The organism is Allofournierella sp., from assembly GCF_048388525.1.
GTDB lineage: Bacteria > Bacillota > Clostridia > Oscillospirales > Ruminococcaceae > BQOK01.
Genome location: NZ_DBGCTQ010000103.1, coordinates 1 through 12,355 on the forward strand (window position 1 = coordinate 1; position 12,355 = coordinate 12,355).

At 63.8% G+C, this 12,355-nt stretch carries 12 protein-coding genes; all 12 read left to right on the top strand.

Annotated elements, in window-relative coordinates; translation table 11 throughout:
• On the top strand, positions 1-1,600 hold a 1,600-nt coding region (locus ACMLHZ_RS12465), incomplete at its 5' end, for a phage tail protein (RefSeq protein ID WP_418668016.1).
• The gene (locus ACMLHZ_RS12470; protein ID WP_418668017.1) at positions 1,590-2,021 is read left to right on the top strand and encodes a hypothetical protein; all 432 of its coding nucleotides are present in this window, start codon (positions 1,590-1,592) and stop codon (positions 2,019-2,021) included. The genes ACMLHZ_RS12465 and ACMLHZ_RS12470, both read left to right, overlap by 11 nt.
• Position 2,022: 1 nt before the next feature.
• Entirely contained in the window at positions 2,023-3,924 is a 1,902-nt protein-coding gene (locus ACMLHZ_RS12475) for a hypothetical protein (RefSeq protein ID WP_418668018.1), read from the top strand.
• The gene (locus ACMLHZ_RS12480; RefSeq protein WP_418668019.1) at positions 3,921-5,669 is read left to right on the top strand and encodes a collagen-like triple helix repeat-containing protein; all 1,749 of its coding nucleotides are present in this window, start codon (positions 3,921-3,923) and stop codon (positions 5,667-5,669) included. Before ACMLHZ_RS12475 ends, ACMLHZ_RS12480 begins: the two co-directional genes overlap by 4 nt.
• A 1-nt stretch (position 5,670) precedes the next feature.
• Positions 5,671-6,339, top strand: coding sequence for a hypothetical protein (locus ACMLHZ_RS12485; RefSeq protein ID WP_418668020.1), 669 nt, complete (start codon positions 5,671-5,673; stop codon positions 6,337-6,339).
• Between the two features lie 11 nt (positions 6,340-6,350).
• Entirely contained in the window at positions 6,351-6,761 is a 411-nt protein-coding gene (locus tag ACMLHZ_RS12490) for a hypothetical protein (RefSeq protein ID WP_418668021.1), read from the top strand.
• Positions 6,742-7,803: a hypothetical protein gene (locus tag ACMLHZ_RS12495; protein WP_418668022.1), complete on the top strand. Its 1,062-nt coding sequence runs from the start codon at positions 6,742-6,744 to the stop codon at positions 7,801-7,803. The genes ACMLHZ_RS12490 and ACMLHZ_RS12495 overlap by 20 nt, the downstream gene beginning before the upstream one ends.
• A 212-nt stretch (positions 7,804-8,015) precedes the next feature.
• Positions 8,016-8,477: a hypothetical protein gene (locus tag ACMLHZ_RS12500; protein WP_418668023.1), complete on the top strand. Its 462-nt coding sequence runs from the start codon at positions 8,016-8,018 to the stop codon at positions 8,475-8,477.
• A complete protein-coding gene (locus tag ACMLHZ_RS12505) occupies positions 8,474-8,983 on the top strand; it encodes a phage tail tube protein (RefSeq protein ID WP_418668024.1) in 510 nt (169 codons plus the stop codon). Before ACMLHZ_RS12500 ends, ACMLHZ_RS12505 begins: the two co-directional genes overlap by 4 nt.
• A 56-nt stretch (positions 8,984-9,039) precedes the next feature.
• Positions 9,040-9,417, top strand: a complete 378-nt coding sequence (locus tag ACMLHZ_RS12510; RefSeq protein WP_418668025.1) for a DUF6673 family protein — start codon at positions 9,040-9,042, stop codon at positions 9,415-9,417.
• A complete protein-coding gene (locus tag ACMLHZ_RS12515; protein ID WP_418668026.1) occupies positions 9,414-10,025 on the top strand; it encodes a bacteriophage Gp15 family protein in 612 nt (203 codons plus the stop codon). The genes ACMLHZ_RS12510 and ACMLHZ_RS12515 overlap by 4 nt, the downstream gene beginning before the upstream one ends.
• A 31-nt stretch (positions 10,026-10,056) precedes the next feature.
• A complete protein-coding gene (locus ACMLHZ_RS12520; protein WP_418668027.1) occupies positions 10,057-12,225 on the top strand; it encodes a hypothetical protein in 2,169 nt (722 codons plus the stop codon).
• Positions 12,226-12,355: the final 130 nt, after the last annotated feature.

Below are 12,355 nucleotides of genomic sequence, written 5' to 3' on the forward strand. Positions count from 1 at the left end.
CGCAGGAGGGCAGACGGGCGGGCAGACAGGCGGACAGGCGGGCGGCGGAAAGGTTCCGGCGCTGGACACCACCGCAGGAACGCAGGTGGAAGATACGCTTACGCCGCAATTGCAGGCGATCGTGGACAAGATACGGCAGCTGCTGGAGCCGCTGCGGGCGATCGATTTTGGGCCGCTGGCGGAGGCGTTTGGACGGTTGAAGGCGGCGGCGGAACCCCTGACCAGGACGCTGTTTGCGGGCCTGGAATGGGCCTGGTACAACCTTTTTGTGCCGCTGGCGGCCTGGACGATCGAGAATTTGCTGCCGGCGTTTTTGGACCTGCTGGCAGCGGCGTGCAGGGTGCTGACCAGCATGCTGCAAGCGCTGCAGCCGCTGGGGCTTTGGCTTTGGAACAGCTTTTTGCAGCCGCTGGCACAGTGGACAGGCGAAGGGATCGTGGGGGTGCTGCAAGGAATTACCAATGGATTGAGGGAACTTTCGGGGTGGATCGACGGGCACCAGGTCGCAACGCAAAATTTGGCGGTGGTGATTGGTTCACTTTCTGCGGCACTGGCCGCGGCGATTGTGATTTACAAGGCTTGGACGGCGGTACAAAATGCGGCGGGTGCGGCTGCGACGACTTGGCAGGTGATCAGCACAGCGGCCGTGCCGGTTACAAACGCATTAGGGGTAGCTTCGGATTTTCTTTCATCAAAGATTGCATTCGTGTCTTTGGGGATTGGCTTGCTGGTGGCGGCAATTGTGCTGTTGATCATGAACTGGGACACCGTGAAGGAGGTGGCCCTGAACGTGTGGCTTTGGATCCAGGAGATCTGGGGAGCGGTGGCCGCGTGGTTCCAGGAGTTTGTGCTGGGGCCGCTGGGAGAGTTCTTTTCGTTTTTGTGGCAGGGGATCCAGACGGGGGCGCTGGCGGTTTGGGAAAGCATTCAGAGTGCGTTTGCAACGGCGGCGGACTGGTTTTACAATGTGCTGATCGTGCCCCTGACCGCGCACTTTACGGCGCTGTTCACCTTTTTCAAGAATATCTTTCAGGGGCTGACGACCTTTTTGAGCGGGGTGTTTACCGGGGACTGGAAAAAGGCCTGGGAGGGGATCAAGAAGCTTGCCATGGCGCCGATCGAGGCAATCAAGAGCTTTTTTGAAAAAATCTTCGGAAGCGATCTGGGCGAGAGCATCAAGGGCGGGCTGAATGCCCTGATCGACCTGGTGAACCGGTTTATCGGCTGGCTGAACGACAAGCTGCATTTCAGCTGGGACGGCCTGACCATCATGGGCAAGGAGCTGTTCCCGGCGGGCAGCATCCGGCTGGCCAACATCCCGAGCATCCCGCGACTTGCGCAGGGAGCGGTGCTGCCGGCGAACAAGCCGTTTTTGGCGATGGTGGGGGAACAGCGGCGGGGCACGAACGTGGAAGCACCGCTGGAAACCATTAAGCAGGCGGTGGCCGAGGTGCTGGGGCAGCTGGGCGGCGTGCAGGAGCTTGCGACGGATGTGCCGATCGAGATCAGCCTGGACGGCGAGGTGCTGTACCGGGCCATGGAGCGGATCCGCGCGGGGCGCGGAGTGCAGATTGGGGGTGCGTTTGCAAATGCCTACTGATTTGGGCGAGCGATTGGGATTTATCTATTTGGGGGCGGAGCCGGGCACGGACCGGCAGAACCACGCGATCGCGGTGCCTTACCCGGACACGGCGCCCTTTACCACGAGCCGGCTGGTGGACAGCGCGCGGAACGCGCAGGGGACCATGGTGGGGCGGATGGTGGGGCGGAGCCTGGACAAGCAGGAGCTCCTGTGGACGGCGATCAGCCCGGAGGTGTGGTGGGAGATGAACCGGTGGTTTGAGGCCGGGCACTTCACCTTTTACTGCCATTACTTCAACTTCAACCTGGGGCGCTGGGAGACGCGGCTGTTCTATTTGAGCGACGTGAAGTGCAGCCCAGCGCGGGTGGAGCCTGGGAGCGGGCTGCCGGCGCTGCTGCGGGACGCGAGCTTTAACGTGATCGATTGCGGGGTGGTGTGAAGTGCAGCGGATATCGGAGGCATATAAGCGGGAGCAGGAGCGGCCGGTGCTGGGAGCGGCGCACCTGCGGGTGAGCCTTGGGCTGATCGACGCGGACGCGGCGGCGACGGCCAGCGTGGCGGAGGAAGGGCAGGCCTGGTGGTCTGCGCCGCGGGCGGCGCTGGCCGCGCAGGGGGCGCAGGGCGTGAGCTGCGCGAGCTTTGAGCCGGGGCGGTGGAAGGCGGACGGGCGGCTGGTGGTTCCGCCGCGGCCTGGGGGCAGCGCGCCGGCGGAGGGATATGTGAGCGGAGGCTTAAGCGGGGCGGACGGGGTGTTCGACCCGGCGCCGGCGCTGGACATCCAATTTTCGAAGACGCACACGGTGGCGGGGCTGACCTTCGGGTTTGACCGGGCGGCTGGGGAATGGCCGGCGGAGCTGCGGGTGACGGCCCGGCGGGGCGGCGAGGTGCTGTACGACGCGGTGGAGCGGCCGGAGGGGGCCGCGTGGCAGCTGGACGTGCCGCTGGAGCGGTTCGACCGGCTGACGGTGGTATTTTTGCGCAGCGGGCGGCCTTGGCGGCGGGCGCGGCTGTCGCAGCTGATGTTCGGGATCGGGCTGACGTTTGAGGACGCGAGCCTTTCGGGGGCGAAGCAGACGCTGGAGGTGGACCCGATCGGGCGGCGGCTGCCGACGGGGAAGTTCGAGTGGACGGCGGTGAACATCAACCGGCTGACGGGCGCGGGGAGCGCGGGGTATGACCCGGACGACCCGGCGGGGATCTGGCGGTATTTTGAGCAGCGGAGCCCGATCCGTGTGGAGTACGGGCAGGAGATCAGCCGAGGGCTGAAATGGGGAGACGCGGCGCAGATGGACTGGGGGAGCCTGGAGCTGACGGGCTGGCAGGAGGTATATGAAGGCGGGCTTGTGGAGTGGCTGCCGGGGGGCCGGTTTTACCTGACGGGGCAGCCGGCGACGGACGGTCTGCTGGCGAAGTTTGCGGCGACGGACGCGCTGGGGCTGCTGGACGGCACCTATTATAAGGGTGTGTGGGACGGCGAAGAACACAGCCTGTGGGAGCTTGCGCGGGCGGTGCTGGAGGACGCGGGGCTGCCGCGGGAGCATGAGGAGACAGAGCCCTGGGTGCTGTGGGAGGGGCTGAAGGAGCTGCGCACCACGGCGCCGCTGCCGGTGAAAAAGCACCGGGAATGCCTGCAGCTGATCGCGCACGCGGGGTGCTGCGCGCTGTGGTGCGACCGGGAGGGGCGCATCCGGCTGGAGCCGGGGCCTGGGGAAGAAGAGGAGTACCGGCTGGAGCTTTCGCAGATTTTGGAGAAGGCGCCGAAGGTGGAGAAGACGGCGAGCCTTTTGCGGGTGGAGTGCCCGGTGACGCGGTACGCTTTGGAGGAAAAGGAAAAGCAGCTGCACAAGGCGAGCTACCAGGTGGACGGGGAGCTGGCGCTGCACCTGAGCTGGAGCCGGGCGGGGGAGATCCGGCTGGAGGTGGCGGGGGGCAGCATTGCGCGGGCGGAGCTGTACGCGGCGGCGGGGGACATCACGCTGAGGGGCAGCGGGCCGGTGGAGCTTACGGTGACGGGGCGGGGCCTTGCGACGAGCGCGCGGACGGCGGCGGCCGAGGTTGCGGAGGCGGACCCGAGCGGCGCGGTGGAGGTGCTGAGCAACGAGCTGGTGACGGACGCGGAGCGGGGCGCGGCGGTGGCCGCGTGGGTGCGGGACTACCTGCTGCGGCGGTCCACTTACAGCTGCGCGACGCGGGGGAACCCGGAGCTGGACCCGCTGGACCGGATCCGGCTGGACACGGAGTTTGCGGCGGCGGCGCCGGCGCAGGTTTTGAAGAACGAGCTGGAGTACAGCGGAGGAGGGCTGAAGGGCAGCCTGATCTTGAAAAGGGGGGATACCATTTGAGGAAGAGCCAGAACTATAATCTGCGGCTGCCGGAGCGGGTGGCGGAGCGGAACGACCCGGCGGACATCGACGACCTGACGTATGACATGGAGGCGATCGACAAGGAGCTGGGGCGGCAGAAGAAGGCGGACGAGGACCTGGAAAAGCTGAAGGCGGGGAAGGCAGAGCTGAACGCGCACAGCAGCGCGGCGGTGCTTGCGCACCCGGACGGGAGCGTGACGGACGAGAAGCTTGGGAGCCGCGGGATCGGCGGGGTGCGGGACAAGCTGCAGCGGCTGCTGGAGCTTTTGGGGGAGCAGCTGGCGGCGGTGCAGGGGACCGCGCAGTGGAACGACACGCCGGCGGCGAGCCTTGCCGGGGCGCGGCAGAGCATGGACGAGTTCGCGGCGCACAAGGCGGACCGGGCAAACCCCCACGGGGTGACGAAGGCGCAGGTGGGGCTGGGGAATGTGCCGAACGTGGCGACCAACGACCAGACGCCCACCTACACGGCGGCGGCGAGCCTGACGGCCTTGACCAGCGGCGAGAAGCTGGCGGCGGCGCTGGGCAAGCTGGCAACGGCGGTGGCGGAGCTGATCGCGCACCTGGCAAGCAGGGCGAACCCCCACGGAGTGACGAAGGCCCAGGTGGGGCTGGGCAGCGTGACGAACGACGCGCAGGTGAAGCGCAGCGAACTGGGCAAAGCGAACGGGGTGGCGACGCTGGACGGGCAGGGGCAGGTGCCGGCGGCGCAGCTGCCGAGCTATGTGGACGACGTGCTGGAGTTTGCGGATGCAAAAAGTTTCCCGGCCGCGGGGGAGAGCGGGAAGATCTACGTGAGCCTTGCGGACAACCTGACCTGGCGGTGGAGCGGGACGGGGTATGTGGAGATCTCGAAGAGCCTGGCGCTGGGGGAGACGGCGAGCACGGCCTACCCGGGGGACAAGGGCAAGGCGGCGGCGGAGGAGCTGGCGGCCACCAAGACGACGGTGGCGGCGAACACGGCGGCGCGGCACAGCCACGGGAACAAGGGCGTGCTGGACGGGCTGACGGCGGCGCTGGTGGAGGCGTGGAGCGAGGCGATCCAGACGCTGCAGGTGGGCACGGTGCAGAGCGGAGCGACGGCCTCGGCGAGTATTACCAAGACGGGCACGGCCGCGGTGCTGGACCTGACGCTGCCCTTTGGCGCGCAGGGGCCGAAGGGGGAAAAAGGCGAGAAGGGGGACACCGGCGCCACGGGCCCGCAGGGTGAAAGGGGCGAGCGGGGGGAGACCGGGCTGCCGGGGCCGAACACGGTGACCACGGCGACCACCACGAGCGGGTTCACGGACGGGCATGTGCTGTACAGCAGCGGCGGCAAGGTGGGGGCGAAGGCGCTGCCGACGGCGCTGAAAAACCCCGCGGCGCTGACGATCCAGCTGAACGGTGCGGGCCAGGGGGCGTATGACGGCAGCGCGGCGAAAACGGTGAACGTGACGGCGGCGGGGCTTGGTATCCGGAAATACACGGCGGTGCTGCCGGCGGCGGGCTGGAGCCGGCAGGCGGACGGGAGCTACACCCAGACCGTGGCCTGCACGGGGATGACGGCGGACGTGGTGATCTGGGATGTGCGGGCACAGCCGGGGGCGACCACGGCGGATAACCTGGCGATCGCGGAGGCGCTGGGGTGTATTACCATGGCGGAGAGCCTGGAGGGAGAGGTCAAGGTGGTCTGCGGGGACAGTTGCCCGAATGTGGAGCTGACCGCTGTGTTTTTGGAGGTGTGATATGGCGAAAGCGGTTTTGAAAGCTGTGGGGGGCTTGAGCGCGGCGGATAAAGAGACAGCAAGGCAGTGGATGGTGGAAGGTCATGAAATTTTGCGCGGCAGGGTGGCGGGGAGCATCCCGGCCCGGGGAGCGGCCACAATCACACCCGGCACCAGCGACCAGACCATCCCGGCCGGGCTGTATTTGAACGGAGAGCAGACCATCCGGGGGGATGCAGGGCTGATTCCTGAGAATATTCGCGGAGGGGCCAACATCTTTGGGGTGACGGGAGTATTGCCCGCTGCAGGAGTTGTGGGGATCTTCGGCCTTTGCGGCGGTGAATGGTATGCCGACTATGTATACGGTGGGAAATGGTCCACCTACGGACCGACCTTTACCGGAAGCTGCATTTCACAAATCCCGGCTGAAACAACACCGGATGGAGCACGATCAAGGACATATAGCACCACAGTGACAACGGCTTTTACGGGAGTTGTGCAGATATCCTGCAGCCGCAGCTTTAATGTGAGCGTAACCAGTGGAAATTTGTCTTTTTCCAGCACATCTTCCGGCGATAAAGTAAGCGAACAACATGTTTTTAACCTGGGGGATAAAATCAATATCAGTTGGAACAATGGGCAACGCCCGTATGGGATTATGCTGCTTGTGATGTTTCTGAGAACGAAATAAGGAGAGCTTTTATGTGGCAAACACCGAAAACGAGCTGGGCGGCGACGGACGAGTTCCGGCTGGAACCGGACTATGAGCGGATCCGGGGGAACCTGGAGCATTTGCAGGCCTGGGCCGGGCGGATCGCCCGCAGGACCGAGTTGGCCCCCATGCCGGAGGAAGAGATAGACGGGCTGCCCTACCCGGAGTTTTTTAACCGGGTGGAGCAGAACCTGGCCGCGGTGGCCGCGGCGGTGTGCCCGCGGGCGGGCTACGAGACCCGCAGCTTTGCGGCGGGCAAGCCGGTGTGGGACTGGCGGGACCTGGACCGCATTGAAGGAATGGAAGAGCAGATCGGCCGGGACCTGCAGGCGATAGAAAACAGCCTGCCGGACCTGGCATTTTTATTGGGAGGTGGAACATTTGGCGCGATCTTATCGTGACACGATCCCGGACGAGGCGGACGGGCGGCTGTATGTATCGCTTTTGAACCGGGACGGGACGGTGGCGCTGCACGACGTGGCGGTGGAGGTGAGCAGCCCGCTTTTACAGCAGGGGGACAAGCTGGGGGCGGCGGCGGTGAACCTGCTGCTGGAGCTGGACGACGAGGGACGGCCACGGCTGGCGATCCCGCCGGAGGCGGTGGGAGGCATGGCAAGCTACACCCACGCAAAGAGCGGGAGGGTGCACGCGCTGACCGGCAGCGGCGCCAACATCCGGTTTGTGGCCACGGCTGACTTTGCCGAGGGGGACACGGTGACCGTGAACGGCACGGCCTGCGAGGCCAGGACCGTGGCCGGCGACGCGCTGTGGGGCGGCTTTTTTGCCAAGGGTGCGGCGGTGGTGTGCTGGCGCGAGGGGAACACCCTAAATTTTAGCGGAGCCGGGCTGAGCGCGGCGGACAAGGCACAGCTCGTGCCCGGCAATCTGCTGGATGGGATGACGATCCGCAGCGGGGGCGTGACCGTGGCGGGGGGGATCCCCCGCAAGGCGGCTGCTGCCTACACGCCAGGCACCAGCGACCAGGTGCTGGCGGCGGGGCAGTATCTGGAAGGCGCGCAGACGATCAAAGGCGACACCAACCTGGCGGCGGGGAACATCCTGGCCGGGGTGAGCATCTTTGGGGTGACGGGAGCGCTGCAGCGGGGCTATGAGGTGGTTGCGGTGGGGTATTACGGCGTGTGCAGACGGACGGACAGCTCCGGCAACAATGTGCAGAGCGGACAGTGGTATGGCTGGGGTGACACCCGCTATGGGAGTATGATAACGGCTGGCGGTATTGGTGGATATAACAATGCGTCCATGACCTGGACCTGTACGGCCGCCGGAACTTACCGGATCAGCGGGTACCGGTTCAGCCCCACGCGCAGCGGTGTGCAGACCATAAGCAGCGGCCAGACGGTGAGCTTTACCGGGATACAGGCGACCGGTACTGTTGGCAGTGGCGTATCCAGCGGCTGCTTTACCATAGAGCGATTGGTATAAAAAACAGCGGGAGGAGGGGAGTACAGAGCCTGCCAAAAGGCGGGCCTTTTGCTGTGAAACTGCCCCGGGCACGGCATAAAACTGCGGCCGGCGGATGTGACCCGCGCAAAAGGGCACAGGAAAGAAAGGAGGTTCTATGGAGAGGGAAAGGATAAAAGCCCGGTACAGAAACTGCTGCCGCCCCCCTGGCGGCCCGGCGGCGAGGGGATCCAATGAAAAGGCTGGGAGGTGATCAGGTGACGGACCCCATTCTGGAAGCGCTGAGTGCGTATTTTGATGCTTGTCCCATGCTGGCCGGGGGGCGCCTGCACTGCGGCGAAGAACCCGTGCACGGCGCTGCCTGGCGGATCCTTGGAAACCCGGAGACGGGCACGGAGCGCCGGTATTTCCGCGGCTGCCTGCGCCAGAGTACCTATGTGCTGGATACCGGAGAACAAGCCACGGCACAGGCCCGGCAGGTCTTGCGTGGAAAGTTTTGCGGGGATTTGGCAGCGTGGATCAGGCAGCAGATCAGGGAACGCCGGCTGCCGCGACTGCCGGCGGGAATGACCGCACAGAGCCTGGCGGCAGAGGTGCCGGGCCCGCTTGCCCACACCGGCGGGCAAGCGGGGACATTGAAGCTTTTATGCCGGATTGTTTATTTTCAAACTGAACAGGAGGATGTAAAAGAATGACTATTTCTGAACTGATGACAGGTGTGACCCCGAAACCGGAATACGCGGGGATTGCCAATGCGGACGACTATGTGCTGGCGGTGGATTTTTCGGGCACGGCGGAAAATGTGGGGGAATACCTGGTGGCCATTGACGGCATGACCAGCCACGCCGCCACCCTGGAGGGGATCACTTCGGACAAGACCTACCTGCACAAGGGGCCTACCTCCAGCAAGACCGCCACCAAGCGCACCTTTGCGCTGGCGGGCGACCGGTACCTGGGGGACGCGTTCCAGGAGGCGCTGCTTGCCCACGAGATGAAGTTTGGCAAGGGCGCGGCGGTGGTGCGCCCCTATGTGTACTTTTGCATGCTGACCGGCAAGGGTGAGCAGGGAAAGGTGACCATTATGGTGGGGGACGACACCGCCGGAGAGGCGGGCGCCAGCGCCACCATCTCGGCGACCCTGACCGCGTTCGGCGAGCCCACTGCCTATACCTATTCCGCGCCTCAGCCCGCGGCTGAATAACACAGCTTCCCCGGCCTGCGAGAGCAGGCCGGGGCATTTTTCAAGGAGGACATACCATGCTTAAAATCAATGGGACCGAGGTCGATTTTGACATTACTTCCCCTGAGGACCTGCGGCGGTACCGTGCGGCGGGCGAACGGATGAGGCAAGCGGCCGCCGGGCTGCCCGACCCACCCGCCGAAGCGCTTACCGACGCCAGCTTTGACGCGTATGTGGCATTTATGGAGGCGCAATGCAGGCTGGTGACCGACTTTATTGACGACGCCTTCGGCCAGGGCGTGTGCGACCGGCTGCTGGGCCCTAAAACCAGCCTTGAACGGCTGCTGGATCTGTGCGACGCCATTGGCGAGGCGGTGGGGCGGCAGAGCAGCGAGGTGGGCGCAAAGCTGGCGCAATATGCCCCCAACCGGGCCACGGGCCGGGCCAAGAGATGAACCTGCTGGAAACGGGCCTGCCCGAGCAGCTGGGGGGCGTGCCCATTTACCCGGATTTTCGGAATATGATCCGGTTTGAGCTGGCCTTGCAGGATGAGAGCCTGAACGACTGGCAGAAGCTCTCGGTGGGGCTGAACCAACTGTTTGAAGAGCTGCCCGGCAGCACCGAGGAGGCGCTGCGGCTGCTGCTGTGGTTTTATTTCCGGGGCAGCCCGCCCGACGCACAGGCCCCCGGAGGAGGCGGGACGGCCGCGCCGGCGCGCGCCTTTGATTTTGAACAGGACGGCGGGCGCATTTACGCGGCCTTTTTGCAGGCCTACGGCATAGATCTGGTGAAGGTGGAATACCTGCACTGGTGGGCGTTTTTGGCTTTGCTGGAAAACCTGCCGGAGGAAACGGCGATGGGGCAGATTATGACCTGGCGCACGATGGACCTGGAGGGAATCAAGGACAAGAGCCAGCGCGCCTATTACGCGGGACTGAAAGCGCGGTATGGCCTGAAGGGCCGGCAGGAGGCGCTTGTGACTGCGGACGAGGCGGCGCGCCGGGGCAGGGAACGGGTGCGCCAGCGATTCAGGGAAGCACAGAAACAGGCGGGGCGGCCCTGAAAGGGCTGGGGCAAAAAAGGAAGGTGAGGACGTGAGTTATAAAGGCACCATAGAATTTGAGGCGAAGATCGAGCTGAACGGCTTTGAACAGGCTCTGGGTAAACTGAGCGGGGTAGTGGAGGATCTGACCTCAGGAGGCTTTAAATCGCTGGGGGAAGGTATTTTTTTGGTATTTAAACAAGTGGAGCAGTTGCAGAATTCTTTCAGCAGAGTGGGAAAGGTGAGCAGCGATATGCTTTCGCTTTTCCCGAGTTTTGACAAAGCAAAAGCACAGGTGGACGAATATGTTAAAGCCATAGGCGGAGTGGTCACTGCACAAATGCTTGAAAATGGCCAGCTGGGCGTAAAGGAAGTGCTGATGGGCGTTTTGCAGGGTAAGATCGGCCTGGTAACGGCAGCCCAGTGGCTTTGGAATGCGGCGGTAAGTGCAAACCCAATTGGGGCTGTGGTAGTGGCCGCAACAGCGGCGATCGCAGCGCTCGTTGCATTGGCGGCGGCAATCGGAAGCTGTGACCCTGCGTACAAAAAGCAGTCCGCTGCGGTGAAAGAACTGAGCGAAGCGCAGAAGGAATTTGCAGACACGACAAAAAGCAGCCAGGAAGCCGCGGAAAAAAGCCTTGCTTCCATTGGCGCCACCGCCGAAGATTCCCGCAGGCTTGCGGCCACGTTGGGAGAGCTTTCGAAAGGCTATGACCGGGCGGCGGGCGACGAGCAGCGCATGGCGGCGGCTGTGGCGAAGCTGAACGAGGAGCAGGAAGGTTTGAACCTGACGTTCGACGAGCAGACGGGCGCGTTGTCTATGACCGGAGCGGAAATTGAAAAGTATATCGCCGCGAAGGAAGACATGGCAAAGGCCGGAGCATATGTGGAACGAGAAAATGAGCTGTACAAGGAACAGGCCGAGATTGCTGAAAACCTGGAACTCATTGAACAGCGGCGGCAGGAGGTGGAGAAGGAAACCGGAGGTTTGCAACGCCTGAAGCTGCTGGAAGAATTGAATGAGGCCGAGGAAGGATACCTGACAGCCCGAGAGGAAAACGCGGAGCGGTTGAGTATCGTAGGCGAAAAGCTGGCGGAGATCGATACTGTGGCCTCAGAGACAATTTTGGAGAACACCAAAGCGGAACAGGAAGCCGCGGAGGCCGCCGCCCAAGCAGCGGAGGAAGAAATGCAGCGCCGGCAGGAAGCCATTGCCTCTTTTACGGAGGCAGCTACCAATATGTTTTCGGCAATCAACGTTGAAAGCGATGTCAGCGCTGCGAAGATGCTTGAAAATTTGCAAAAAAACCGCGAGGCCATGGAAAACTATTCTGCCAACATGGAGGAGCTGAGAGAGCGTTTCCGGGGACTGGGGATCGACGATGCTGTTTTGGAACAATTTGCGAACATGGGGACCGAAGGGATCGCTTATGTGGCCGCGCTGGCGGAGAGTTCCGATGCGCAGTTGAAAGAGCTGGCTCCGGCTTATGCCGCCAGCGTGGAGGCTGCCACGGCCGCCGGTATTGCCTCTTATCAAATGGGCTATACAGACATTGAGTCCGCCGCTATGGGCGTGAATGAGGCGGCAGCGGAAGGGATCGCCAATTCGCAGATAAAAGTGGAGGAAGAGGTCAAGGCAGTTGTTGTAAATGCAAAAGACGCTGCTACCGCCCAGGTGCAGGAAAGCCAGTTTTCCACTGTGGGCAGCCAGATGATGGCCGGCATTACAAATGGCATTGCCGCCGGAAAAAGCAACGTGGTGAACGCGGCCCGGGACGCGGTGCGGGCGGCGATGGACGCGGCCAGGCGGGAGGCCGAGATCAATTCGCCCTCGCGCAAGACGCGGCGGGAGATCGGCCGGCCCTTTGCACTGGGCATTGGGCTGGGTGTGGAGGACGAGGCGGACGGCATTGCAGCGCGGGTGACCGACACGATGCAGAAGTTGGAGAACGCCGCGCAGAAGGGCCTTTTGGGGAAAGACGGAATTCAGGGCGCGGCCCAGCGCCTGGTGGCAGGCGTTCAGCTGAACCACGCGCAGATCGCCCGCACGATGCCGCAGGCCGGGCTTTTTGCCATGGCTGGACCCACGGAAGCCGCTGCGGCGGGCGCGGCGAGTTACACGCAGAATTTCAATTTTTATCAGCCGGTGGAAACCCCGGACGAGACCGCCCGGGCCATTCGGCTGCAGACAACCTATGGATTGGCAGGTGATGTGGGATGATGGATCTGGAACAGGTGCGCGTGCGCTTTGTGCGGCAGGATGGAAAAGAACTGGCGGCCGACGAAACCGACTGGGGCCTGACGGCCATTGACGGGGCGGCCGCGCCGCAATATCAGGTCTATACCAGCAA

What these genes read in the sequence shown, in the direction of transcription:
- ACMLHZ_RS12505 (WP_418668024.1), top strand. Translation starts at nt 8,474, where the DNA reads ATGACTATTTCTGAACTGATGACAGGTGTGACCCCGAAACCGGAATAC.
- ACMLHZ_RS12490 (WP_418668021.1), top strand. Translation starts at nt 6,351, where the DNA reads ATGTGGCAAACACCGAAAACGAGCTGGGCGGCGACGGACGAGTTCCGG.
- ACMLHZ_RS12510 (WP_418668025.1), top strand. Translation starts at nt 9,040, where the DNA reads ATGCTTAAAATCAATGGGACCGAGGTCGATTTTGACATTACTTCCCCT.
- ACMLHZ_RS12500 (WP_418668023.1), top strand. Translation starts at nt 8,016, where the DNA reads ATGAAAAGGCTGGGAGGTGATCAGGTGACGGACCCCATTCTGGAAGCG.
- ACMLHZ_RS12485 (WP_418668020.1), top strand. Translation starts at nt 5,671, where the DNA reads ATGGCGAAAGCGGTTTTGAAAGCTGTGGGGGGCTTGAGCGCGGCGGAT.
- ACMLHZ_RS12515 (WP_418668026.1), top strand. Translation starts at nt 9,414, where the DNA reads ATGAACCTGCTGGAAACGGGCCTGCCCGAGCAGCTGGGGGGCGTGCCC.
- ACMLHZ_RS12470 (WP_418668017.1), top strand. Translation starts at nt 1,590, where the DNA reads ATGCCTACTGATTTGGGCGAGCGATTGGGATTTATCTATTTGGGGGCG.